Raw genomic sequence first — 24122 nt, forward strand, 5'->3', positions numbered from 1 at the left:
CCTCACAAATCCCGATCGAGATACACGATGTCTTGCCTAAAATTCCAACCCTTTTTGCTCCAAAACTGCTTGCCTTCCTCATTATCAAGCACCACGAACAAACCAATCTTCGTAATCTGTTCTTTTTTAAAACTCGTACAGACTCGGTCAATTAAACGTGTACCGATTCCTTTTCCCTGCTGGTCCGGATCAACTGCCGTATGGTAGATGAATCCCTTGCGTCCATCGGTTCCGCCGAGTATCGTTCCGATGACCCGATCGTTATCGGCAGCGACGAAACAGGTTTCCGGATTCTTGCGAATGATCCGGGCAATTCCGGCGTAGCTGTTATCTAAGGATGCTAGATTCATGCCGGGCACCCGTGTCCATAGATCATAAGCGCCTTCATAATCCTCAGGAACCATCTTGCGAATCTCCATATCTTTTCAACTCCAAGTTATCTTTTTGCTTTTTTCAGTGCGCGCGCCAGATCCTCCAGCAGATCATCTGCATTTTCAATGCCGATTGCTAAGCGAAGCAGACCTTTTGTGATGCCGATTTTCTCCTGAAGTTTTTCATCAAAGGATTCATGCGTCATTGTTGCCGGCTGACAAATCAGGCTTTCAACCCCGCCAAGACTGACGGCCAGATCAAACAATGAGAGTGCCGCCACAAATTGATCCTGATCATAATTCGATGCAAGCCGAATGGAAAGAACGGACCCATGACCCGATGCCTGACGCTGCTGAATTTCTTTTTCCTCCTGCGAGTACGATCCGGGATAGTACAGGCGTTCAATGCCGGGATGAGTGCTGAAAAAATCGATAATCTTATCCGTATTCGCCTCTTGGCGATCCAAACGCACACTCAATGTCTTGATTCCTCGAATCAGTGCATAGGAATCGGTCGGACTCAGGATTCCACCGAGTGTATTCTGCAGAAATTTAAGCTTTTGCGCAATATCCTCTTGATTCGTTGCCACAAGACCGGCAATGACATCAGCGTGACCGCTCAGATATTTCGTTGCGGAATAAAGAACGAGATCTGCGCCAAGAGCGAGTGGATTTTGATAATAGGCAGTTAAAAATGTATTATCAACAATCAGCAACTTGCCTTTCTCATGCGCGATCGTTGCTAGCCGCTGAATATCGGCAACACGCAGCAGCGGATTCGACGGCGTCTCAATATAGAGTGCCGCCACATCATCATCTAAATCCTCTGCCCTCAGTTCATTAAAATCGTGCACCAATTCATAAGCGATGCCTCGATCCTTAAAAAGATTGCTGGCATAGCGATAGGTTCCACCGTACACATTGTTGTTCAGCAGAATTTTATCACCGGACTGAAACAGGCTGAAAACGGCGGACACCGCCGCCATTCCTGATGCAAACGCATAGGAATAACTCGCCTGTTCAATTTTAGAAAACAAGGTTTCGAGATTATTTCGTGTCGGATTCCCGCCTCGTGCATAGGCAAAGGACTGAAAACCATGCAGATCCTCTTGAACATAAGTTGTTGCTAGAAAAATCGGCGGTACCACTGCATGATTAGGATTGTCTTTCGCATCAATCCCTTTTACAATCAATGAATCTAGTTTCACTGTATTCATCCTCCTCGCAGTTCATTGCCTTTGTCTTTGAAAACTGAATGTTTTTAAATGCGTTCTTAGTATGCGCCACAGGTACGGCTGCATTGCTGAATGCTTCGCACTCCCAGGGCAGATAAATCGGCTCCCACATAAGCGATTGAATTAATTGAACAAAATTGATTTTCGCTATACTCATCAATGATCAACCTCCTATAAGCTTTAGTCCGAGACTTTTGCCCAGCGCGTCATTTGCGGCAACTAAGCTAAAAAAGGCAATAAAAAAATGCTTTCTTATGAGAATAGATAAGAAAACATGATGCGTCGGTTCTCTTATCTCTCAGTTTAAACTGCTGGAATTAACACCATACACTGTGTGCTGGTTGTCGGGTTTCATTGGGCCAGTCCCTCCGCCACTCTTGATAAGAAGTTTACTATTTAATTTTGAAAAGAACGTTTAGGTGATAAAACTGATGCACGCGTCACCGCTGAAACAATTCGCATGTGTTTACTAGGTAATATAATATTTTAAATTTATTATGTCAATGCTTTTCTGAATGTTTGATGCAAGAAATCAAACCGGCAGATGTTCACACGTATGACTTCTTGACCAATCGCATAGATCTGCTTCTCATCTTCTGCTTAAGAAAAAACGGGCAAAAAATTCCCGGTTCTTACTACCACAGGATGCAGTGACTTTCGCGTTGCATAAAGGACGTACTTTCACACGATGTGATGGCTTTCGCGTTGCATACAGGACGTATGCGTATTTAGCGAAAGTTCCTTTTTCGAAAGCTCCTTTACAGTTAGCAAAAGTTCCTTTGCTCCAAATGTGGTTTTTAATCATCAACCCCTTGCTTGAACAAACATTTCAATTTCATAACGCATTCTGGTCCTTAATTAAGTAACGAGTAAAATAAGCGGAGATTTTCCGCTTATATGCACCCTGAACATGTTTCGCCGGTAAATAAGGGTAATTTTTCCGCTTATTCAAAGCAAAACCCTTCATTTTCACGTTTATCGATTCGGATAAGGGGAATTTCTCCGTCTATTTCAGCTATTTTTTCGATCATTTTCTAAATAAGCGGAATTTTTCCGTCTATTTTTCAGATTGGGCACTTACCGGCGGGGCAAAATCAAAAACGTTCTTTGCTTGTCAGAGAAGCTGAACGGAGCCTTGCGATTATAGGTGTAGGGACATTTCTCAATAAAATAATCCCGTTTTTGTACTTTAAATCTTCACCAGGATAGGAATCAAACAAAATTTTTTTGGGGGTTGACAAGGATAATCGAATGGTTTAAATTTACCATCAACAAAGTAAGCCGTTCATCAGCTGCTAATCATTAAGACGTTAATGATCGGCAATGAACGGTTTCGCAGTGAGAATCGCAGCAGATCAATAGGTCTTGTCAGCACCTTCTTCATGCGATTTATTGCGGCCGCAATACTGCGTATCTGGTTAATCCCTTAATCAAAGAAAAGAGGTTTTGCACAAGAATACGAATTTTGCAGACACTGAACTTGATTGGTGTGCATTTACGAGTTGTTTTTTTTTAAGTTTAATACCAAGTAAATAGGGCTGTTTAGTTAAATTAATAAAAACTAATCTTTACCTAAACATTTGAGGGTTTGATTTAAGTAAATTGAATTTGCTCTACTTAGAGGGGGAAGCAATCAACATGGCGAAAAAAAGAAAAGCAAGCCGCTTAGTCAAATGGATTCTTTCAGTTGCTGTGGTTATTATTGTGGTACTTGCAACTGTGGTTTCCATTAACCAAATTACAGTGAACAAGAACAAAAGTTCAGCTACTGCAAAAGATGACAATTATGTATTAAAACTCGCAGACTCATCAGGCTTATGCGAAGCACCACAGCAAATTGCGATTGAGAAAGGGATTTTCAAGAAATACGGCGTCAAATATAAGAATGTCAAAATCGGAGACTTGTCAGGTACTGAAGCCCTAACAGCCGGAAAAGTTGACGCGACGAATTCGCTCCTTGCCAGCGTTGTGCAACCACTGACGAACGGTGCAGAGCTAAAGATTACAACCGGTTTGCATACAGGTTGTCTCCAGATCTTAGTAGGTAAGAATTCTAAAATTAAGTCGATCAAAGATCTTAAAGGCAAGAAAATTGGTGTGGGTACGGTAGCCGGCAGTCCGGCAACGTTTGCAAAACGCGTCCTTTCTTACAACGGATTAAATGTATCGACCAAAAACTCAGACGTACAATTTATTCAATATGATTCGGCCAGCTTGCCAATCGTCCTTAGTAAAGGGCAAGTAGACGCGATTGCTGTAGGCGATCCGGATACACAAATCGCTATTAAGAACTATGGCTTTACATCACTAGCTAGTTCCGCAACCACAGCACCATTTAATAAAGAATATTGCTGCGTCGCCTATGTTTCTAATAAATTAGCTAAAGAACATCCGGAAATCGCACGCAAATTCACCCTTGCATTGCAAGAGGCTGCAGAATGGATTGCCAATCATCAAGATGAATCCGTTCATATTCAAACAGATAAGAAATATATTGCCGGCGATGAAAAAACGAACTTGTCAGCATTGGAAACGTACAAATGGGAACCATCCTTTACAGATGCGAAAAAAGCGTTCAAACAAACGGCCGACAGTCTGCAGGATATCGGTGTCATCTCTAAAGATGTTGATACTCAGGCGCTTACTGACCACTCCTTCTTAAAATTTAAAGGGGTAAAATAACAAAATCAAAGAAAAGAGGGGATTTTTTTGGAGAAGGACTCGGTTTATATCAAAAAAATTACCCGGATAAAAGATCGCCAAATTGGTCGGGCTTACTTTGCAAGTATCGCAATCGCAATCAGTCTTATTGCTCAGCTGGCCATTCCTAAGAGTGATGTTTTGATAACCAAATCGCTGCCATGGTATACCGGGCTATTAATCATAGCGTTTGTCATCACGGCAGTGCTCGCAACCTATTATACTTTTTTCGGCGGGCTTGAGAAGTTCGTTTTTAAAAGCTACTTTATTGGTGCGGCATTTCTCGCACTCGGTTTATATAATTTAGTCACGCTGAAATTCGCGTTGATTAAACCCATTTTCTTTCCCGCTCCTGAAACGATTATCAATGTTCTGATTGTCGATGCCGGGTTCTTACTAAAATGCCTGCTTCATTCAGCTTTATTGCTTGCGTACGGATTAGGTATTGGCATCATCACCGGACTTGCTACCGGTATATTAATTGGCTGGTACTCATCGTGGAATTATTGGCTGGAACCACTCGTAAAATCAATAGGGCCGATACCATCCACTGTGTTTATACCGATTGCTCTGTCGGCTTTTGCGACCAGCTTTCAAGCAGCCGTCTTCTTGATTGCTTTAGCTTCATGGTTCCCGATCACTGTATTAACGCAATCCGGTATTGTAAACGTCAAAAAAACGTTTTTCGAGGTTGCCGATACGCTTGGTGCGACGGATTTTCAAAAGATTTTTCATGTTGCCGTACCTGGTGCTCTGCCAAACATATTCGTAGGCATCTTCAACGGAACATGCGGAGCATTCCTAACCCTAATGTCCGCCGAGATGATCGGGGTTCGCTACGGCATCGGCTGGTATATTAACTGGCAGCGTGAAATCATGTCTTATGCCAATGTTTATGCCGGTTTGGTTGTTATTGCAGTCAGCTTCTCACTGATGATTGCGATTCTCTTTAAAATACGCGACTATGTTCTTAGATGGCAAAAGGGGATTATTAAATGGTAGCTACAGGACAAATCACATTCAACAATCTTCGTAAAGTCTTCCCGCCGCGTACAGAGACCGGTTCACCGGTTGAAGCGTTGCATCATGTTAATGCAGAGGTTCAGCCGGGTGAGTTTATCGCACTAATCGGGCCTTCCGGTTGCGGCAAATCAACGCTGTTAAGGCTATTGGCAGGGCTGGAACATCCTAGTCAAGGTAAGATCTTGGTTGATGGCGATCTTGTTGAACGTCCCAGCCGAGAGCGTGGATTAGTTTTCCAAGACCCTACCCTATATCCATGGCTGACGATCGAACAAAATGTCGGCTTAGGACCAAAACTAGCGGGCGAATACCGTGAAAAGCGCGATTTGATCCAGCAATTCATTGATTTGGTCGGTTTAAAGGGATTTGAAAAGAATTATCCCTATGAACTCTCCGGCGGTATGCAGCAACGTGTTGCTTTAGCACGAACGCTGATCAATTATCCGAAAGTCTTATTGTTTGACGAACCTTTTGGCGCACTCGATGCTTTTACACGGATGAAGATGCACGATGAGCTTTTAAAGATTCGGGAACATACAGATATCACGATGGTCATGGTCACGCATGATGTTGAAGAAGCCGTATACTTAGCTGATCGTGTATTCACGATGACGCCTCGACCTGCTATTTTGAAAAAGATCGTTGATGTGAATCTACCGCGTCCGCGACGCAGAGACAGTAAAGCATTCATCGAGAAAAAAGAAGAAATTTTGGACATTCTGAACTTTACTGCTTGATATCACTTGGTCCTGCCCAAAAAAGATAATTAGAAAAATCATTCTCTCATGTTATCGAGGGAATGATTTTTTATTGTTCATATGAGTAGATTAATCAGGATTCTTGTGCTCGTTGCACAAATCGCACAGCCTAAATTCCGCCAAACCTTCTCTTTCGCTGCTGGTATGCATCAAGCGCTCGCATAAATTCCTCCTCTGAGAAATCCGGCCACAGCACATCGGTAAACCAGAATTCCGTGTAGGCGAGCTGCCAGAGCAGGAAGTTGCTCAAGCGTTTTTCCCCACCGGTACGTATCATGAGATCCGGCTCCGGCATACCGGCCGTATTCAGATACTGTGAAAACCGTTGTTCATCCACATCATCGAGTGACAATTTCGCATGATTTATATCCGAGTACATGTCTTTCATCGCTCGCAAAATCTCGTGCCTGCTCCCATAGTTCAGCGCGAAGTTCAACTGGAGACCATCATTGTTGCGCGTACGCTTAGTCGCGTACTGCAGCGCTTTTCGCGTATAGACGGGAAGATATGCCACATCGCCAATTGTTTCAATCCGTACATTATTAGCCATAAGTTCCGGTAGATAACGATTAAGAAACTCCATAGGAAGTTTCATTATAAAATCGACCTCCGATTTCGGCCGTTTCCAGTTTTCCGTTGAAAATGTATAAAGTGTCAAATACTTCACCTTGCATTTGACTGCCGACTTGACGATCTTAACAACGGTTGCCAATCCTTCTTTATGACCGGCAACTCTGGGCATACCCCGTTTCTGAGCCCAACGTCCATTTCCATCCATAATTATCGCGATATGGTTGAGCTTATTATCCCCTAAACAATTGATCCGGTCTTCTGATTGCTTATTATCGATAAAAGTAGTTTTCATTAATGGTATCCATCCTTTCAAAAGGTATTGTTATTCATTTCTCTTCGCGTGCTCCTGACCTCGTCGGCCTCTTTTCTTTTCTTAACCTGCTTTAGCGTTGCCACTATAAGAAAGCTTACAATCACTAACAGTATCCAAGAACTCACTTTTCCAATGTGAACGAGTCTCCAGGAATCCGTTTGATTGGGATATTTCCAAGCACCAAAAAACGTTGCGATATTTTCAGCGACCCATATAAAAAATCCGACAAGCATAAAAGAAAGTGTGAGCGGCATACGATAACGAATTCCATTAACTTCGTATGTGACCCACGATTGCCAAAAAACGATTATGACAAATCCGGTTAGCCACCAACGAACGTCAATCCAAAAGTGATGCGTGAAGAAATTCAAGTAAATGGCAAGAGCAAACGTTACAACGATCAGAAATGGTGGCCACTTAACCAGTTCTACCTTTAGTCTTCTCCACGATTGACACAGATAGCTTGCTACACTTGCGTACATGAACCCACTATACAAAGGCACCCCGAGCAGTTTAAAATACCCTTTCTCCGGATAAGCCCAAGAGCCCATATGCACCTTGAAGATTTCAAGTGCTAGCCCGATAAGGTGAAACAATGTGATGACCTTTAATTCATCCTTTGTTTCCATCCCGGAACGCACCATCCACCACTGCATCAGAAGGAAGATGATAAGTAAACAATCGTAACGTGGCAAAACAGTGAAGGATACGGTTTTTGTAAAAGCCAGAGAAGTAAAGATAACAATAGGAAAGATACACGCTAGCGTCTGTTCATATGCAAAACGAATAAGTTGCTTTAGTGCGTCCATAAGCTTTAACCTTATTATCCTTAAGTGTTTTGAATTTTTTCTAATCAAAAATGTCTCAGCTGAGGCTCCCTTCATCAGGGTCATCAATTACACCAAAATTAATGTCATAGCCCTACGTTTGTCTCAGACCGTTAAATCATTTTCTGATTTTATAACCATTACTTCTTTCATTAGTCTTTGAAGAACAGTAGCAAGAACTGCAATAACCATTGATGCAAAGATTGGAGTCATTCCAACTATAATAAGTCCTGGGGCATCATCTTTATCTGCCAAGAAATAAATAAACGGTATCATGAACACAAACATGCCACAGAATATCATGGCACATTTATTTATAATCTCTAAAGCTCTTACAGATAACTCGGAGAAAGCATGGCCATTGTCAATAGAGTTTAAAATTCTCAAAGCCTGATATAATGCAATGCAAAACGGTATCACGGATCCATAGATACCAAGTACTATGGGGTACAGTATATGGGCGTACTCCGGATTCACAGGATTATTTGCTAACCACGGCAGTCCAAAGATACACAATGCAAGAACTGGAGTTCCAAAAAGACAAACAGCTATTTTTAAAAGTAGTAGTGAACGTTGTTTCATAATAAAAGCACCTCACTATATTATTTTCAAATTGATTTTAAACCAATATTTATTGTTTTTCAATAAATACTTATTGTTTTATGATATTTTTTTATTGTTTATCTGCGCATGTTCTATTTTTGCATTGGGTTTCCGGCCGTCAAAATTGCACCAAGCGCTCATCGTCATTGTCAGGAAAAATAAAAAAACCGCCTTCAGTTGAAGGCGGCTATGTAATCTGATTTTATTTGTTGCAGATTCATTTTCTATGGTCTGCACCTGCACTCGTCAATTACTTTGCATCAGAAGATATTTTGTCTTTTTTCGTTCGAATTGTAACGGGTGTAAAGACGGAAAGAACGATTGCAATTGCAGAAAGTACTATGGCAATGATCGGAAGTGTCTGACCGCTGCCGTCTTGTGCTGCATCCGCGGTCTGAATAATCTTTGTGATCGCATGAGGCGTTTCCGTACTTTCACTGCCTGTCCATTCAACAATACTGCCGTCCTTATAGGTTTGATAGGCATTCCAAGCTAAATTGCCGACTTTTTTAGGATTCAGTGCCCGGAATTGAAATTGCTGGAACGCTCCGGGTGCAATCCCCGTACCATTGGTCGTCCAAGTGACCGTCTGTACGCGTCCATTTGAATTCTTTGATACTTCAGTAGTCCAGCCCGGCACCGGTTGATAGCTGAAAAATTCAACATTATTCGGGATGCGCACAGCCACTTTTGTAGTCGGAATGTCTTTTTCAGTTGGTACGGTTACCGTATAGGTTTCACTTGATCCTGCGACCGACTGAACTGGTTTAACGGATACGTGCGCCGATGCAGTTGTTTGAAAAACAAAGAGAAGTACGGTAGAGAACAACGCTGCTAGTATAATTTGGGTGATTTTTTTCATTTTTTATTACTCCCCTGGTATCATTTGATGCTTACAATGAAATTTTTGTCGACCGCCTGATAGGCTTTATCGAGAACGTGGACGTTGATCAGAAAGCGATGATTCATATCGAATGCATCCTTGACGACAAGTCCTTTGCCGAGCTTTGACAGTGGAAACTGGATTTTCGTCTCACCCATATCCATGTCAATGCAGCGGATCTTTAACACAATCTGTTGCAGATTACGCGCACGTTTCCCCTTATTAAGAACATCCAAATAAAGCGTATTGGGACCAAGTTTAAGCGGTTCAACCTTCAGCGTGAGCTCATAATTTTTTTCTTTCATGTGAACCGTTTTCTTCGGATCTGTCAATACATTCGGCGCATTCTCATTTTTCGTTGACTTTCCATGGTTAAATTTCGGACCGAATCCTTCAAATGTACTGTCCTGGCTTGCCACCTTATGAACTGTTTTAGGAATAGGCGGAGAAACGTTGGTTAATCCGGCAGCAGCCAGTAAAACAACCAGTCCGATCAGGAGTTCACTGACCACACTTTTTTTCAGAAATTCCCCTTTTTCTCTGGTACGCGAATAAGAATATACGGCAAACAACAGCATGATGATCAACAGGGCAGCTTTAATGATAAGGAGCCGGCCATAGGTTGACGTATATAGCGCGTTGATAGATGGTAGATGAATCAGGCTGCCGATAATTCCTGTCAAAAAGATCAGTCCAACCAAAATGATTGCAAAAGGAGAAAAGCGATGAACCGTTTGCCAGTAGACCGTTTTCTGCTGTTCAGGCGGATAATCTTTTTTTACTGCTCTCGGCAAAAAGAACAGAAGGCTGAATAATGAGCCGAGCCAGATCGCGGCGGCGGATAAATGCAGAAAATCCGCAAATACAGCCAGCAGCCTAATCTCCTGATTCTGGACCCCTCCCGCATGACCCAGAAAAGCTTTTGACAAAGAAAACAAAAACAGCAAGATAATCTGTGCCCATATTAGGTAGTCTGCCGTTTGCTCTGATCTCGTTCGAGATACCCCATATTGAAGCACAAAACTTGCAAGCAGGGTACCGAGCATCAGAAACCATATCGGTCCAAACGAAGTCGCAACTAGTGTTGTCCTCAGCGCTTCTCCATTAAATGCGTGCAGCCAATTGACACCTGCGTTACTCGTCACCTGCAACGGCAAGGCAAGGAAAACACCAAGAAGCAAAATTCCTCCGGAGATCCACAGCGCAATACGTGTTGATTTCCGCTTGTAAATAAGCGGACTACGTGCCGGATAAAGGAATTTAAGGAAGACAACGAATCCAAAGTAAAAGGATAGGCCACCATAAATCAGCCATCTTATCACAAGATTATCCGCACCGGGTAAATCGTTGCCCGTTTTGTCTGTCTGTGGAACGGTTGAACGGTTTGCAGGCTGACCGACCTTGAAACCGATCGTTCCGTTAACCGCATGACCATCTGCAGAGATTACCTTCCACTTGATCGTGTAATAACCGACCGCAAGCTTTTTCTTCACGTTATTGACGAGCACAGCAGGATTCTTTTTATCGATATGTGCTTGATTTGTGTCAACACGATGACCATCTTTATCAAGAATCTGCAAGGTCAAAAAGGTCTGCTGTATTTCCTCACTGAATTGAATTGAAACAGTTTTAAAATCAGCACTCGCCTGCTGGTTCTGACCCGGATTTGACTTAATCACATAGGCATGTGCAGACGAAAACTGAGCGAAAAGCAGCGAAAAAAGAATAATAGCAATAAAAGCACAAATGTTTTGCTTCATCATCATTTAACCATCCATTCATTGAAAATTAATGATGTCCTCCAAGGTTCATGCATTAGCAAATAAACAGTCGAGTGATGGACCTCACAATAAAATTTAAAGTAATCATAGCATTTTACTTGGTATTTAGCAACGTACTTTTTCTTGCAGGATATTTAAATCATTTCTACACATCTGAACATAAAAAAGGACACCGTTTTTAATCAGTGCCACTCCAAAAGTTCTTCTATTACTCTTGATTTTTGTTCACAAGGGCTTACCCGTCCGTCTATAGAATTTCCACATACCCTTCTGTTCCATTCACACGAATTCGTTCTCCATCTTTGATCCGTTCGGTTGCGTTTTCTACGCCGACAACCGCAGGTAAGCCGTATTCACGTGCGATCACTGCGCCGTGGGTCATCAATCCGCCTACTTCGGTGACCAAGCCTTTTATAGATACAAATAATGGTGTCCAGCTAGGGTCCGTAAAAGAAGTGACTAATATATCCCCGTCCTCTAGATTCGCATCTTTCATATTTAAGATGACACGCGCACGCCCTTCGATAACTCCGGAAGAAACAGGCAGACCTGCGATCGCTTCGGCTGGAAGATTTTCTCGTTTGTATGCGCCAGTAACTATTTCACCATCAGACGTGATTACACGCGGAGGTGTTAGTTTTTCGTAGAACGTGTACTCGGCTTTTCGTTTGTTGATGATTTGGTCATCCAATGTATCTGAACGTACAGCGTCGTGAAGCTCTTCAAAAGTGAGGTAGAATATATCTTCTTTTTCATGAATAATGCCAGTTTTTACGAGTTGTTCGGCTTCTTTTAGTAAAGCCTGCTTATAAACGAAGTAACGATTAACAATACCATATTTTGGATATTCACGATACCCGATGAAATTTCGGATGAGATCAATCTTTCGTTTTGTTTCTTTGGCTTTTTGTTCACCATCCGGTAATTGCTTCAACTGATTTAATAACTCGTGTTCTTTTTTTAAAGCAGCGCGCCGCCCTTGCTCAAATTTTTGATTACCGGCATTAGGCTCAAAGTTTTTGATGTTACTGAGAATCATCGGGACAAGTGTCGTTGGCTTTTCACTCCAACGCACTCTCGTAATATCGATCTCTCCGCTGCATCTCATACCATATTTTTTAAGAAAAGCGCAGATCGCGTCCTTGGCTTTTTTCCCGCCATCAACCGTAACCAGTTCATCCAAAAAATAATCATTTTTGACATGGTGTAAATAATCAATGACTTCTGGATAAGGACGAATCACATCGGCGACATCCAATAGCGCCAGACCCATTTCCGAAGTAATATTGTTTGGTACCGATTGCGAAAGCGGATCTGCTGCGTTTTTTTCACCTAGCCACGTGTTCATCTTTTCATTGATCCATGATGAAGCATTTATAGCAGCCATAAACACAGCTGTACTTTGTGGGTCAAATAAGATCTTCTTCAGCTCTTGGATATCTTCTCGAATAAAATCAAGTAAATCTAATCCTGATTGTGTTTGGATGTTTTGCTTTAAATCCTCTACGGATTTTTGACTAGCCTTAATCAAATCAGAAACGATTCTCGGATCAATTGCGACTGGTGCTTGAGCATCCGCGGATGTCCCTTTATTGCTTTTACTTGGGTTCTGCTCTTTGTTATCATTCGGTAACGATTTTATAAAGTCTCCCCGCTCGATTATGGTCATAAGTGCGTCTTTCATAAGCGGATCATGTTGTCCCATAGAACCTAACAGAGCTTTTCTGCTGTTCGGTGAAACCAGCATTTGTGTGACATCAACAAATAACCTTCCGCCGGCTTTACGCATGGGTGCAGGAGTAATGAGCAGGTAAAAAGACAATCCCAATGGTTTCATGGCATCGGTCATCATTTGTTGATGCCCAACCGATACATAGACATGATTTTCCTGATCATTTACTTCAGGGATCGGGTATAATGTCGTGATCGGCCGACTCTGGACAACATAAAATGTATGGTCAGCCAAGCACCATTCAATGTCCTGAGGGCGTTCGAAATGTTCTTCAATCGTTCTGCCCATGCGCTCAAGCTGCAAAATCTGTTCATCCGTCAGTACTTGTCTATTCTGCCGTTCCGGCGGGATCTCCCGTTCTTTCGTCCCACCGTCCTTTAAGGCATACATAGCCAGCTTCTTGGCGGATATCTTCTTATCAATAACCTTGCTGTTACGCACTTTATAGTGATCAGCATTCACCAGGCCGGAAACCAAAGCCTCACCAAGTCCGAAACTGGCATCAATGGACAGCACGTTCCTATTAGAAGTGACAGGATCAGCGGTAAACAAAATTCCTGAAGCCAGCGGGAAGACCATCTTCTGAACAACCACAGACAGGTGGACTTTACGATGGTCAAAACCGTTTTGAAGGCGGTACGTTATTGCCCTCTCAGTAAATAGCGATGCCCAGCACTTGCTGATCGCTCTTAGGATTTCCTGCTTTCCCATCACGTTCAAATACGTATCTTGCTGACCGGCAAAGGACGCGGTCGGTAAATCCTCTGCCGTTGCGCTGGATCGTACGGCATAGGCATTTCTTTCTCCAAGTTTTAAAAGGAGACGGGTGATCTCTTCATCAATGACTTCAGGTATGGCTGTCTCCTCGATGGCGTTGCGAATCTCACTGCTCAGTTCACCGATTTTATCTCGGTCTTCTATCTTTAGAAGCGATAACTGATCAAGCAACTCGTTAATCGACATTGTTCCCTCAATGATTCTTTTAAAGGCTTCAGTAGAAATACAAAAACCATCAGGTACACGTATCCCTTCAATCTTGAAAAGTTCACCAAGATTAGCACCTTTACCACCAACAACCATGAGTTTTGTTCTGTCAATCTCCCTAAACCTGAGTACATAAGAGTTCATGCACTTTCCTCCCTTGGAAATGCTTTTTTACACTCCGTGATCATGCCTCAAAGCCCGTCACCGTAACGAGCTATTGCATTATAGCATTGGAAAATGCGAACAAACAGTCTGCATTTACGATTTTTTATATGTTATAATTATTGTGGGGAGATAGGCATTAAAAGCACTAACCGTTGCAAAGGTTGCACTATCTATACTCCACTGAATTTTGAACTTGCTTATAGTACAAAAAGTAAAAAAGAGCGCTTTGGTGAAACGAAACAACCAAAGCGCTCTTTTTTGTAATGAAAACGATGCTTCTATCAAATAATGGTTTCAGCGGTTAACGACCTCTGTTTGTTTTTATTTTGGTGTATTTTCTCTGACAACAGGACAGGTGGCGCAGCGAAATGCTCCGTCCAAGCGCGTATGCCACGTGAAATCCAGTGGAAAAACCTCATATCCTCTGTCCTGCAATTCTTTTTACAAGTCTTTATGGCGTTTTTGAACCACAACCTTATCCGGCGCCAGGACAAGGACGTTTGTCCCCATCTCGTGACGTACCTTACTGTCTACCTCGATAAAATCGTAGGTGTTCAAAGGATAGGGTAGTGGATCTTCCAGAGAAGGACGATGAATAATCCCGGTTTTCTCTCCTATGATCGTCATGCAGCAATCCAAATGCAAGATCCCCTCATTTTTCAAATGTACTGGAACCACCTTGACTTCGCTGCCCAAGAATTTCTGGAGCCACTCTGCTCCCTCCATATTGCTGGCGTACTTTCCAATGCCGACATATACGTAAGGATAATCGACCATAACATCCCCGCCTTCCAAAAAAGCGGAACCTTGTGGATCAAGCTTCTGCACATGAGTGCCGTCATCATACTTTGAAAAGATCGATTCAAAGCCGCGACGTTCCTTTTTTCTCATTTCAATTTGTAGATTTCCTGCAATCATGTTTTCCCCAACGCAGAACACCGCATCCCGAGCATACATTTGTCCTAAACCAGATGACTCGTTTTCCAACGGAACGACTTCGTCCAAATGGATGACCTCAATTCCTTGAGCTTTAAGTACCTGTTCAAAATTTCTCAGTTCTTTTTGAAACTTTTTCTCAAGAAAAAACGGAACCCGCTTTCGCTCCAAATTGCGATAAATCAAAACGTTCAGCAGTTTTTTCCACCAGGCGCTTTCATTCTCCATCTCAATATCATGCGTTCCCGGAAAGTACAGCTTATCGGCAATTCCTAAAACAACGGTTTTTAATGGATCATATTCATTGACGATATGTATGTTCGGCATAAAAAAACCTCCTATTTTTAAATGATTGGACATTGTTTACTTTATGGATCGATTAATTGGACATCTGCATGGCCATATTCCTCTGAAAGGATCTGTTGAATGCGTTTCGCACTTTGTAACAGCACCTGCCTGTCAATTTCCATGTTCTGAGCATTGACTGCAATCCTAACACGAAAGCTCATGCCAACTTTAAAAATGAGACAGCGTGTATCTTTAGAAGCTTCTTGTGGCAAATAGGTTTGGATCGTTCTTTCGATTTTGTTCTTGAGCGCCTGATCTGCAATCGTCCCATTTGCAATTTCAATAAAGCTTAGTTTTAATACCTTAAACGGCGCTTTCACCACGGCCAGAGATAAAGTAATAGTTATAAAGAAATCCCCGGTATAGAGTAAAAATGACAATGGGCTGTTTTTATCAATAAAAGAGAGCAGCACGGCCAGCAGACCAATACCGGCACACATCGTTCCATCCAATAGAGTAGTCTTTGACTCCGCACTCAACATGGTGCTGACATTATTGAGCTGTCTGTTTTTTCTCATGTAAAAGAAATATAAAAAACCACAGAGGACAACGGCTAAAACTTCATAGGGAATGATTGGAAGAACATTGATGACTTTGCCCTTTCCATAAATGAAATAGTTCCATGCTGACTGGCTTACATTGATGCATGCAAAAACAGTAAGAAAGAGAATCATCAGCGATCGAACTAATGCATAAATCGGTTCCAGAACAAACAGACCATTGGGAAAGCGATCACTTGTTTTAACGCTATACTTTGAAATAAGCCTCGCGCAAATCGTCGACAACACGGTAAGTAGAACAAATGACGCATCAAGAAACATGGCTTCGATTTTTGTTATGAAATAGACCGCCAAGCTGCTCAGGCCCATAATGGAATAGGTTATAGTCCCTACGAGCAGAGCTCTTTGTTCTTTCGCTTTGATATTCATTTCTTGTGAATCACCTACTTTCCGCCGGGTTCCTGCTCATTGGCATAAAAGTCGCTGAATTTGTGCAGCATCTTGCTAAGAAGACGGATTTCTTCCGGTGAATATTCTGCCTCCAGCTTTTGGATTGCCAACTGTGTTACCCGGTCAAAATGCTTATACTCTTCGTAAATCTCAGGAGAAACACTCAAATAGTGAATACGCCGGTCCTCTTGGCTTTGCCTTTTTTGTACCAGTCCCTGCTTCATCAATTCATTGACCTTCAAGGTTACCGACGATTTTGCAATATGCAGAATGTTCGCGAGGTGGCTGACGGTACAGTTTTCTGTCATCGAGATTAAATCCAGGTAAAGCAAGCTATTGTACGTAATATTGGGAAATTGCGATGACCCGTTCATCATGTCCAGCTCATTTAATACAACGTTATAGTATAATCGGTCAATTTCCTGGGAAAGTCCCACGTTTATCACATCCTTTTAATTAGGCAATTATAGTTATAATTATATAATTATAATTGCATAACTATATTAGCATAATACTCTCATTAGATCAATAAACTGATCTATTAGTAAAAAGAGAAATAAGCAGGCAAGTCTTAGGTAGGGTCTAAGATTTGCCTGCTTATCTTAAAAGAACGAAAAAGCTCCAGAACCTGATTAATAGGGCTCTGGAGCAAACTGTTAAAATTTTGCCAATGTCAGGCTTGATCCGTCGGTCGAATAACCACTTCGTTAATTGCCATTCGAGAAAACGGATATAGAATGGCTGTTATTGCAAAACAAATGGGAAAAGCAAATCTTTACTTTCCCTTTTCGACATAGACGGCAATACCTCGTTGATACAGCAAATAGCAGCAGCGACATTTGCACTATGATTGCACATCGCAATACAATCGAATATAATTTTGGTATAGGAGGTGTTTCGAATGACAAGAACATCAAATATTTTCGCACGCGTTGAACCTGAAATTAAGGAGCAGGCTGAGCAGGTTTTGAAGCAGCTCGGTATTCCCATGTCTAACGCGATCAGTCTTTTCCTGCGTCAGGTCGTGCTACAGCGCGGAATTCCCTTCGATATAAAGCTGTCCGAAAACAAGCCACTCACTTTCGGATCTCTCAATGAAAAGACATTCAACGATGAAATTGAAAAAGGTTTAGCCGATCTGACAGCCGGGAGAATTACACCGGCTAACCGCGTCGCCGAGAGGATGCGGCAGGATTATGACAAATGAATCTGTGGAAGATTGTATATACCGAGCATGCGGAACGAGACCTAGACAGCATTTATAAGTATATCGCCCTCTCATTGCTGAATCCGGAAATTGCGAAAGAACAAACTCAACGTATAATGCACGCAGCTTCTAAACTGAATGAGATGCCGTTTCGTTTTTCCCTTTATGATAAGGAGCCATGGCATAGTAAAGGTCTTCGCGTCCTACCCGTGGATAAATATCTTGTCTTTTATCTGACAGTGGAACCGCTGAAAACCGTGGTTATCATTCGTATCATGTATAGCGGGCGTGATTATGAGACACAGCTACGGTAAGTAAAAGAAAATAACGGTGAAACGGAGATCAAATGGATAAGCCGTGAGCATATGAAAGCCTTTCACCGTAATTATCTACGCTTTTCGTTCTCTAGATACCACGATGATCCGAACAAATCTTCTACCCAACCCTAAATTAAACTAATGTGTCTTATTACTGATCAAAGCGATCAAGCAATGCACGAGCTTCATCTGTTGACTTTGTGCTCATCAGTTGATTTCTTAATTCACTTGCCCCGCGAAAACCACGGACATAGATCTTAAAAAAGCGATGAAGCGCTGTAAACGGACGCAACTCTAATGCTTCCGAATAGCGATCATGGAGATCGAGATGCAGCCTTAAGAGATCAAGCAGCTCCTTACTGTTATGATCTTTCTGCTCTTTTTCAAAGGCAAATGGATTCGCAAAAATACCGCGCCCAATCATCAGCCCATCAATGCCATATTGATCAGCGAGCTTTAAGCCGGTTTGCCGGTCATGGACGTCGCCATTGATCGTCAAAAGCGTATCCGGTGCCAACTGGTCACGAAGTTTCTTGATCTCCGGGATTAGTTCCCAATGGGCATCTACTTTGCTCATTTCCTTTCTTGTACGCAGATGAATGGTCAGATTAGCAATGTCTTGTTTCAATATGTGTGTCAGCCAGTCGTGCCATTCGTCAACATCCGAGTAACCGAGCCTTGTCTTCACGCTTACGGGTAAGCCCCCTGCCTTTGTTGCTTGGATGATATCTGCTGCAACTTCGGGGCGCAGGATCAGGCCGCTTCCCTTTCCATTCGCCGTCACATTAGGCACTGGGCAACCCATATTGATATCCACACCACGAAATCCTTGCTTCGCTAGACCCATACTCATTTGCTGAAAATGTTCTGGCTTATCCCCCCATATTTGGGCAACAAGCGGCTGTTCATCCTCCGTAAAAGTTAAACGTCCCCGCACACTTTGGATTCCCTCTGGGTGGCAATAACTATCTGTGTTTGTAAACTCTGTAAAAAACACATCAGGCTTGGCAGCCGCACTCACTACATGGCGGAAAACAACATCCGTAACCTCTTCCATCGGTGCCAATATAAAAAAAGGACGTGGTAAATCACGCCAAAAATTATCAATCATCGTTAAAATTCAAATCCTTTCATTATGGGATACCAAATCAAAAAACTTTATCCCCAAAATTGCTTTTTTGCATGCTTAATTAGTTTAAATCAAACTTATCTTTGTCACCAAGCATTTTGCAAAGTTTTTTAGCCATTCACTTTCAACTTTTCAAGATCTTCTCCATGCGTTTGCCTTTTGCCAATTCGTCCACCAGTTTGTCAAGCCACCTGATTTTCTGCATAAGTGGCTCTTCGATTTCCTCGACGCGGTGCCCGCAAATTACACCAGTTATTTTGGCGGCGTTCGGATTTATCTGCGGGGCTTCACTAAAGAAGGTTTCGTAATCGTTATTCTTCACAAGTTGTGCTTGCAGGCCGGAATCATCATAACCCGTAAGCCAACAAATCACAGCATCAACCTCAGATTTGGTGCGCCCTTTACGCTCCGCCTTTTGGACGAGCAGCGGATAAACTCTCGAAAACGCCATCTTATACACACGCTCATTTTTCATAAAGTGTCACTCCTTTTTGCTGGTTGTTTCATACTGCATTATGCAGGTGATACGAACCTTAACCTTGAACAGTAAGGCGTACATGCCTCTATTAAAAAATATTCATTTGAATCATTCATTGGCATATTAGGCATTCATAAATATTGAACGAATACGATTTGGTGAAAAGATATTTAACCTGATATAATTAATTCACAAGAAATAGAGAGTTTATTACCTATGAACTAAGAAAATTTAAGTGCTGCATTTAAGGCAAAAGTGTAGAAACTCCAGCAAAAATATTCGGCAATAAGAAGAACTAAGTATAGTATAGCAAAATATAAAAAAATTCCGAGATCCCTCTCTCAGTATATGGTGGAGAAGAATGCCGAGCTTGTCCTTTCAAGCATCAAACGGGTTTTCTTCGAAGCATGGTATAGAGCATGAAAGGTGATTCAAAAATGAAGATTCTCATCGTCGGCTATTTTACCGAGACCTCAAAATCAACGATTGCAAGGCATTTTCCAAAAGACTGGGATATTGTCATTGTCCCGCCCGGAAAAGAGATGCTGCAACATATTGAAGATTGTCAGGTGATTATACCTGAACATATTAAAGTGGATCACGCCCTGCTTTCTAGAGCAAAAAAATTAAAATTGGTACAGACTGGCGCAGGGTTTGATAACGTAGATATCGATGCCTGCACGCAGCTCGGCATTTGGGCGGCCAATGCTGCAGGCGTGAATGCACAGGCAGTGGCGGAGCACGTCATGGCACTGATTTTGTCTTATTATAAAAACATACCTTTTCTCGATACTTTCATGAAAAACAGGACGGATGAGCATCAATTGGACTATACAGGGAGTGAATTATCGGGCCAAACGATTGGGATTATCGGCTTGGGCGCCGTCGGTAAAAAAGTAGCTGAGTTTTGCAGGGTATTTGATATGAATGTGCTGGCTTATGCTAGACATGCCGCTGCACACTCTGACGGTTTTGTGGAAATGACGGATTTCGATCATCTTGTAAGCGCATCGGACATAGTAAGTGTCCATGTATCCCTAAATCCGCAAACCAAACAGCTGATCAACAAAGCGGTGTTCAAAAAAATGAAGAATACTGTACTATTTATCAACACGGCGCGCGGAGGCATTGTCAATGAACGAGACTTGACAGATGCATTAAAAAACAGGGCCACTTCAGGCGCATGCCTGGATGTGTTTGAGTCCGAACCGCTTCCAATGGACAGCGAGTTCCGGAATCTGAGTAATGTGATCCTTACTCCCCATACTGCAGGTATGCCTGACGGTCTCAAATTCCATAAAAAAAGATATGATTTCTTTGTGAATAATATAAAACGTGTAGCGAATGGTGAAGAACCTGTAAGCAAGCTTAATCAGTTATAATCGTCCTGCAGAGACAATTTGGATCATCGATAAGATTGCAGCTCCTGATCATTTTTGTCTTGTTGCTGAACAAAGTGATCAGCAATGCACGTACTCATTGGTTGACTTTGTGCTCATCAATTGATTTCTTAATTCACTTGACTCTTGAAAACCGAGGACATAGATCTTAATGAAAGATGAAGCGCTGTAAACGGACGCAGCTCTAATTTTGCCGAATAGTGATCATAGAGATCTAGATGCAGCCTCAAGAGATCAAGCAGCTCTTTATTACTATGATCTTTCGCTTCTTTTTCAAAGGCAAATGGATTGGCAAAAATACCGTGCTTAATCATTAGCCGAAAATTCTCTTGTAGCTTATCAATAAATAAGCGGGTACTTTTACTCTGATGGTTTTCTTTGGAGCTCAAAAGGAAGTAGAAGGTTCCGAGATCGCTAAAATGAATCATCTCCCGGAATAATTGAACAAAGCCATAAGTGTCAGGATATTGAGAAAGCGTATCATCCAGAATCCCTTTTTCTTCTGATTATAATTTTTCGAAAGGCAACCAGAACAGATAGCGAATGTGTTTTCTGGGAGAGACCGTTTCTCTCTTTTTTACGCCAAATTTAGCCTCACGGCGCAAATTCTGCACGCGAATGCGCACAGCAGAGTAAGTGCCTTTATAGCCCTTATCTCTCAATTCTTTGACCGTTCGTTTAACCGGTTTCCCCAGATGAACACAGTGTTTGATATGATCCGCATAGGGGTCAATCAAGTTTAGACGTTCAGTAAATACATTGACGGCGCAGTCAGCCGCATCACAAAACCATTTATTGGAACATTAAAATAGTTGAACTTCACGATCACCATAAGGAAGGTCCTTGAGTTGACGCATATAGCGGCTATGTTTTCGATGAGACATGTGGTCGCAGCTTGGACACCTTGCTTGTTTACTTTCTATTTTCATGATCAGAGTCAACTGATCCGTTGTAAAATGCCTATTCAGTAAAAAAGCGTTGGGAGATAACAAGTCGTCTAAAAATTTCAGCGTGCTCACCTCCTACCTAACAAATGCCCATTTCTCAAAAATGTTACTTCCCCAAGATGTCGTAAGAACCAAAACTACTTGACGGTTACACGTAGGATGCCTTGCTTATTTTGAACAATACTACGTTAAATGTTTTCTTATTACAATCTGCAGAAATCAAGATAAAATGAATGAGAAATATACATCTATTCTTCATATATGTCTACAGTCATTTCGACACGCATACCTGCGTACAAGTAACCTTTATGGACTTTTGCTATACCCTTCATGCAACCTAACTCTATTGGAGCACTGTATAGACGTTCAATAACTTCCTTTTTAATAGTTTTAATTATAACTCGTGCTTCACTTTGCTCTGCAAAGCGGATGTTTTTTACCAGTAATTCTTTAGGGTATTTTTGGCCAAAATCCATCCAACCATTAGAACCGTATGTCTCAAAATCAAAATATGATACATTCCCAATTAATATTTCAGTATCTTCCAAACCAAGTTGCCTTAATGCTTTATGCAATCTATTCTTAAATTCATTAAAGTCGGAAATGACTATCAATGCAGGTTGGTCTTCTAACGGTAACTTATCAATATCTTCCGGTGAAAAGTTGTCTGAAAAGTCTTTAAAATATGAAGCTGGTATATTAGCGGTTACCCTGTGTTTTCCCCCACTATCAGGACAAGGGAACAAGCTGTTTTTCATGATGTACACACAAAAGCAGGGCAACTCTAAACTTCGTTTATCTTTCAAAAATAGTCGTTCTCCGCTTATTTCCTTGAGTAATGGTCTGGTATTAGGATTGAAGATGCAGCTAGACTCATATTTTTGAGTCAATTCGGATATACGTTCAACATCTAAACCATCACAAAATGCCAGGGTTCCCTCATAGCCATCTCCTCGCCCATCTCCATATTTTTTGGAGTAATCAATCCACGATTGGGGAGTGTTGAATTTGATTGATCCTGTATCTACAAAGGAATCAGCATATTTCGAACTAGTTAATCTGAAGGCAGCAGAAAAATTATTAGGTTTTGCCCATTCTCCCATAAAGCACCTCTCTTCAAAGTGAAAATGTGTACATTTCATTTTATCAATCGTCCAATTCATATTGGGCGATTTTTTATATCTTCATTTTTACCATATCAAAAAAAAAGATTTAAACATACAAATGTAATTTGAGCGGAACCATTCTCACTATGGCACAGAATAACATAACAACAAGCACTATCAGCGAATACAACGAACAGCTGGTCAGTAGGCTGATTGAAAAAGTCAAGGTCTACGAGGAAAGGTTCGCCGTGGATGGAGTTCAAATCCGGCTTAACGAGAACATTATTTGCAATTTTATGTATATTCCATTCTAATAATTTCATATTTGCTTGTCGACTTCACATTCTACTATTTGTTCCTCGAATATACCCAAAACAAAATACTATCTGTAGTCTCAAAAATATATCAATCAAAATACGGATTTATCACATAGCCCGCTGGATATACCTTGATATAGTCCTCAAGCGGTGGAAAGTGCGAAAGCACATTATGTACAAAATCATAAAGATGATCAATATCATCCAAAAATTCCTGTGAAGTTCCAATATCTCTGTGTCTAAACGAATGAATTGCATTTCTTTTATGCTGTACAGAATCAACCCAAGCGTATTCCGGTGAATTTATATCATCCCATAGCTTTCCACTACTAAAGTCTTTAAGATCATTAAACGACGCTTTTTCCGGTTCTATCATTTTGCCTTTATTATTTGTAATCGGGCTCTTACAATAATCTTCATAAAAAACACAGTAAAAGAATTTAAGCCATGACTCAACGACTGTACCTAGATTTGCACGTGCAAGAATTAGCTCACCTGTAGCCATTGTGAGACCTTTATCAATCCAAATTTTCAATGTTTTAGTTAATTCGCTTTGCCATTCAAGCATAGCATCGTCCAGCTTATCTGCCGCCGAATCCGGCGCTATCCCGCGAGCTGCGCTCCATATGAGAGCTGCATTATTTGTAAGTATAACCAGCACATCATAACGATCTCTTTTAGCCATTATTTTTTCTCCCCTATTTATTAGTCTTATTAATAGCATCAAACATTTTAGCTGGTGCTAATTTACTAAGCTCCCTATTATAAGCCAACGCGCGTTTGGCTTTATTGTGTACAAACACATCAGCGTCAGTTTCTTTAAAGCCTTTTTCTAGAATCAGGTATTGATACAATTCTTTACAAGGGTACAACATGAACTTTTCCTTACGAAGCGTATTAGTTGCTTCCTCTCTATCTGCATCACATATCTTCATCAATACTCGCAGGATTTCTTCATCCTTAACTTTTGCTTCATACAAAGCAGCAGTTACAATTTTTATTTCATTGGTTCTAGCTCGACGTTCTTCCAATGAACCCA

The 24122-nt window shown here is 41.6% G+C and carries 23 protein-coding genes, 1 pseudogene and 1 riboswitch; of the genes and pseudogenes, 6 read left to right on the forward strand and 18 right to left on the reverse strand.

Annotated features, from left to right (window positions below):
• Nucleotides 1–2: 2 nt before the first annotated feature.
• Genes AC1MBV_RS15250 through AC1MBV_RS15260 form a run of 3 tightly spaced genes read right to left on the reverse strand, consistent with a single transcriptional unit; the run spans nt 3 to nt 1763 of the window.
• Nucleotides 3–419 carry a GNAT family N-acetyltransferase gene (locus AC1MBV_RS15250; RefSeq protein ID WP_480948672.1) on the reverse strand — a complete coding sequence of 139 codons (417 nt, stop codon included), beginning with the start codon at nt 417–419 and terminating at the stop codon, nt 3–5.
• A 17-nt stretch (nt 420–436) separates the two neighbouring features.
• On the reverse strand, nt 437–1579 hold the full coding sequence (locus AC1MBV_RS15255) for a trans-sulfuration enzyme family protein (protein WP_480948673.1): 1143 nt from the start codon (nt 1577–1579) through the stop codon (nt 437–439).
• Nucleotides 1545–1763, reverse strand: coding sequence for a hypothetical protein (locus AC1MBV_RS15260; protein ID WP_480948674.1), 219 nt, complete (start codon nt 1761–1763; stop codon nt 1545–1547). Before AC1MBV_RS15260 ends, AC1MBV_RS15255 begins: the two co-directional genes overlap by 35 nt.
• Nucleotides 1764–1894: 131 nt before the next feature.
• Nucleotides 1895–1993: riboswitch (SAM riboswitch) on the reverse strand.
• 1251 nt (nt 1994–3244) lie between these two features.
• Here AC1MBV_RS15260 and AC1MBV_RS15265 point away from each other — a divergent pair.
• The 3 genes from AC1MBV_RS15265 to AC1MBV_RS15275 are packed head-to-tail and all read left to right on the forward strand — an operon-like array spanning nt 3245 to nt 6066.
• Nucleotides 3245–4288, forward strand: coding sequence for an ABC transporter substrate-binding protein (locus AC1MBV_RS15265; protein ID WP_480948675.1), 1044 nt, complete (start codon nt 3245–3247; stop codon nt 4286–4288).
• Between the two features lie 27 nt (nt 4289–4315).
• Nucleotides 4316–5308, forward strand: a complete 993-nt coding sequence (locus AC1MBV_RS15270) for an ABC transporter permease (RefSeq protein WP_480948676.1) — start codon at nt 4316–4318, stop codon at nt 5306–5308.
• Nucleotides 5302–6066 (forward strand): ABC transporter ATP-binding protein, encoded by a 765-nt coding sequence (locus tag AC1MBV_RS15275; RefSeq protein WP_480948677.1) that lies wholly within the window; start codon nt 5302–5304, stop codon nt 6064–6066. Before AC1MBV_RS15270 ends, AC1MBV_RS15275 begins: the two co-directional genes overlap by 7 nt.
• Before the next feature lie 130 nt (nt 6067–6196).
• Here AC1MBV_RS15275 and AC1MBV_RS15280 read toward each other — a convergent pair whose 3' ends face one another.
• From AC1MBV_RS15280 to AC1MBV_RS15320, 9 genes are all read right to left on the reverse strand, one after another.
• A complete protein-coding gene (locus AC1MBV_RS15280) occupies nt 6197–6952 on the reverse strand; it encodes an isoprenyl transferase (RefSeq protein WP_480948678.1) in 756 nt (251 codons plus the stop codon).
• A gap of 17 nt (nt 6953–6969) precedes the next feature.
• Entirely contained in the window at nt 6970–7782 is an 813-nt protein-coding gene (locus AC1MBV_RS15285; protein WP_480948679.1) for a DUF817 domain-containing protein, read from the reverse strand.
• Nucleotides 7783–7905: 123 nt separating this feature from the next.
• Nucleotides 7906–8382 carry a DUF2975 domain-containing protein gene (locus AC1MBV_RS15290; RefSeq protein WP_480948680.1) on the reverse strand — a complete coding sequence of 159 codons (477 nt, stop codon included), beginning with the start codon at nt 8380–8382 and terminating at the stop codon, nt 7906–7908.
• Between the two features lie 271 nt (nt 8383–8653).
• Nucleotides 8654–9265 carry a YcnI family copper-binding membrane protein gene (locus AC1MBV_RS15295; protein ID WP_480948681.1) on the reverse strand — a complete coding sequence of 204 codons (612 nt, stop codon included), beginning with the start codon at nt 9263–9265 and terminating at the stop codon, nt 8654–8656.
• A gap of 20 nt (nt 9266–9285) precedes the next feature.
• Nucleotides 9286–11049: a copper resistance CopC/CopD family protein gene (locus tag AC1MBV_RS15300; RefSeq protein WP_480948682.1), complete on the reverse strand. Its 1764-nt coding sequence runs from the start codon at nt 11047–11049 to the stop codon at nt 9286–9288.
• A 265-nt stretch (nt 11050–11314) separates the two neighbouring features.
• On the reverse strand, nt 11315–13927 hold the full coding sequence (ppsA, locus tag AC1MBV_RS15305) for a phosphoenolpyruvate synthase (RefSeq protein ID WP_480948683.1): 2613 nt from the start codon (nt 13925–13927) through the stop codon (nt 11315–11317).
• 462 nt (nt 13928–14389) lie between these two features.
• A complete protein-coding gene (locus AC1MBV_RS15310; RefSeq protein WP_480948684.1) occupies nt 14390–15211 on the reverse strand; it encodes a dimethylarginine dimethylaminohydrolase family protein in 822 nt (273 codons plus the stop codon).
• A 41-nt stretch (nt 15212–15252) separates the two neighbouring features.
• Nucleotides 15253–16161: a cation efflux transmembrane domain-containing protein gene (locus AC1MBV_RS15315; RefSeq protein ID WP_480948685.1), complete on the reverse strand. Its 909-nt coding sequence runs from the start codon at nt 16159–16161 to the stop codon at nt 15253–15255.
• 14 nt (nt 16162–16175) lie between these two features.
• A complete protein-coding gene (locus AC1MBV_RS15320; protein WP_480948686.1) occupies nt 16176–16619 on the reverse strand; it encodes a MarR family winged helix-turn-helix transcriptional regulator in 444 nt (147 codons plus the stop codon).
• A 464-nt stretch (nt 16620–17083) separates the two neighbouring features.
• Between AC1MBV_RS15320 and AC1MBV_RS15325 the strand changes: the two genes are divergently transcribed.
• Both AC1MBV_RS15325 and AC1MBV_RS15330 read left to right on the forward strand, forming a co-directional pair.
• Entirely contained in the window at nt 17084–17389 is a 306-nt protein-coding gene (locus AC1MBV_RS15325) for a type II toxin-antitoxin system RelB/DinJ family antitoxin (RefSeq protein WP_255749434.1), read from the forward strand.
• Nucleotides 17386–17703 carry a type II toxin-antitoxin system RelE/ParE family toxin gene (locus tag AC1MBV_RS15330; RefSeq protein ID WP_255749436.1) on the forward strand — a complete coding sequence of 106 codons (318 nt, stop codon included), beginning with the start codon at nt 17386–17388 and terminating at the stop codon, nt 17701–17703. The genes AC1MBV_RS15325 and AC1MBV_RS15330 overlap by 4 nt, the downstream gene beginning before the upstream one ends.
• A gap of 154 nt (nt 17704–17857) precedes the next feature.
• Here AC1MBV_RS15330 and AC1MBV_RS15335 read toward each other — a convergent pair whose 3' ends face one another.
• Nucleotides 17858–18817 (reverse strand): tRNA dihydrouridine synthase, encoded by a 960-nt coding sequence (locus tag AC1MBV_RS15335; RefSeq protein WP_255749438.1) that lies wholly within the window; start codon nt 18815–18817, stop codon nt 17858–17860.
• A gap of 142 nt (nt 18818–18959) precedes the next feature.
• Entirely contained in the window at nt 18960–19310 is a 351-nt protein-coding gene (locus tag AC1MBV_RS15340) for a DUF2200 domain-containing protein (RefSeq protein ID WP_255749440.1), read from the reverse strand.
• A 440-nt stretch (nt 19311–19750) separates the two neighbouring features.
• Between AC1MBV_RS15340 and AC1MBV_RS15345 the strand changes: the two genes are divergently transcribed.
• Entirely contained in the window at nt 19751–20695 is a 945-nt protein-coding gene (locus AC1MBV_RS15345) for an NAD(P)-dependent oxidoreductase (protein ID WP_480948687.1), read from the forward strand.
• A gap of 78 nt (nt 20696–20773) precedes the next feature.
• Here AC1MBV_RS15345 and AC1MBV_RS15350 read toward each other — a convergent pair.
• From AC1MBV_RS15350 to AC1MBV_RS15365, 4 genes and pseudogenes are all read right to left on the reverse strand, one after another.
• Nucleotides 20774–21030: pseudogene (locus AC1MBV_RS15350) on the reverse strand (tRNA-dihydrouridine synthase); the annotation flags it as partial.
• Nucleotides 21031–21908: 878 nt separating this feature from the next.
• A complete protein-coding gene (locus AC1MBV_RS15355) occupies nt 21909–22763 on the reverse strand; it encodes a hypothetical protein (protein WP_480948688.1) in 855 nt (284 codons plus the stop codon).
• Nucleotides 22764–23171: 408 nt separating this feature from the next.
• Nucleotides 23172–23768, reverse strand: a complete 597-nt coding sequence (locus AC1MBV_RS15360; protein ID WP_480948689.1) for a hypothetical protein — start codon at nt 23766–23768, stop codon at nt 23172–23174.
• A gap of 13 nt (nt 23769–23781) precedes the next feature.
• Nucleotides 23782–24114: a hypothetical protein gene (locus AC1MBV_RS15365; protein ID WP_480948690.1), complete on the reverse strand. Its 333-nt coding sequence runs from the start codon at nt 24112–24114 to the stop codon at nt 23782–23784.
• Nucleotides 24115–24122 lie beyond the last annotated feature (8 nt).

It is taken from the genome of Sporolactobacillus sp. PKPK-6 (genome assembly GCF_056678885.1).

What these genes read in the sequence shown, in the direction of transcription:
- AC1MBV_RS15285 (WP_480948679.1), bottom strand. Translation starts at nt 7,782, where the DNA reads ATGGACGCACTAAAGCAACTTATTCGTTTTGCATATGAACAGACGCTA.
- AC1MBV_RS15330 (WP_255749436.1), top strand. Translation starts at nt 17,386, where the DNA reads ATGAATCTGTGGAAGATTGTATATACCGAGCATGCGGAACGAGACCTA.
- AC1MBV_RS15290 (WP_480948680.1), bottom strand. Translation starts at nt 8,382, where the DNA reads ATGAAACAACGTTCACTACTACTTTTAAAAATAGCTGTTTGTCTTTTT.
- AC1MBV_RS15340 (WP_255749440.1), bottom strand. Translation starts at nt 19,310, where the DNA reads ATGAAAAATGAGCGTGTGTATAAGATGGCGTTTTCGAGAGTTTATCCG.
- AC1MBV_RS15265 (WP_480948675.1), top strand. Translation starts at nt 3,245, where the DNA reads ATGGCGAAAAAAAGAAAAGCAAGCCGCTTAGTCAAATGGATTCTTTCA.
- AC1MBV_RS15360 (WP_480948689.1), bottom strand. Translation starts at nt 23,768, where the DNA reads ATGGCTAAAAGAGATCGTTATGATGTGCTGGTTATACTTACAAATAAT.
- AC1MBV_RS15250 (WP_480948672.1), bottom strand. Translation starts at nt 419, where the DNA reads ATGGAGATTCGCAAGATGGTTCCTGAGGATTATGAAGGCGCTTATGAT.
- AC1MBV_RS15335 (WP_255749438.1), bottom strand. Translation starts at nt 18,817, where the DNA reads ATGATTGATAATTTTTGGCGTGATTTACCACGTCCTTTTTTTATATTG.
- AC1MBV_RS15295 (WP_480948681.1), bottom strand. Translation starts at nt 9,265, where the DNA reads ATGAAAAAAATCACCCAAATTATACTAGCAGCGTTGTTCTCTACCGTA.
- AC1MBV_RS15345 (WP_480948687.1), top strand. Translation starts at nt 19,751, where the DNA reads ATGAAGATTCTCATCGTCGGCTATTTTACCGAGACCTCAAAATCAACG.
- AC1MBV_RS15355 (WP_480948688.1), bottom strand. Translation starts at nt 22,763, where the DNA reads ATGGGAGAATGGGCAAAACCTAATAATTTTTCTGCTGCCTTCAGATTA.
- AC1MBV_RS15315 (WP_480948685.1), bottom strand. Translation starts at nt 16,161, where the DNA reads ATGAATATCAAAGCGAAAGAACAAAGAGCTCTGCTCGTAGGGACTATA.
- AC1MBV_RS15280 (WP_480948678.1), bottom strand. Translation starts at nt 6,952, where the DNA reads ATGAAAACTACTTTTATCGATAATAAGCAATCAGAAGACCGGATCAAT.
- AC1MBV_RS15300 (WP_480948682.1), bottom strand. Translation starts at nt 11,049, where the DNA reads ATGATGAAGCAAAACATTTGTGCTTTTATTGCTATTATTCTTTTTTCG.
- ppsA (WP_480948683.1), bottom strand. Translation starts at nt 13,927, where the DNA reads ATGAACTCTTATGTACTCAGGTTTAGGGAGATTGACAGAACAAAACTC.
- AC1MBV_RS15275 (WP_480948677.1), top strand. Translation starts at nt 5,302, where the DNA reads ATGGTAGCTACAGGACAAATCACATTCAACAATCTTCGTAAAGTCTTC.
- AC1MBV_RS15325 (WP_255749434.1), top strand. Translation starts at nt 17,084, where the DNA reads ATGACAAGAACATCAAATATTTTCGCACGCGTTGAACCTGAAATTAAG.
- AC1MBV_RS15310 (WP_480948684.1), bottom strand. Translation starts at nt 15,211, where the DNA reads ATGCCGAACATACATATCGTCAATGAATATGATCCATTAAAAACCGTT.
- AC1MBV_RS15260 (WP_480948674.1), bottom strand. Translation starts at nt 1,763, where the DNA reads ATGAGTATAGCGAAAATCAATTTTGTTCAATTAATTCAATCGCTTATG.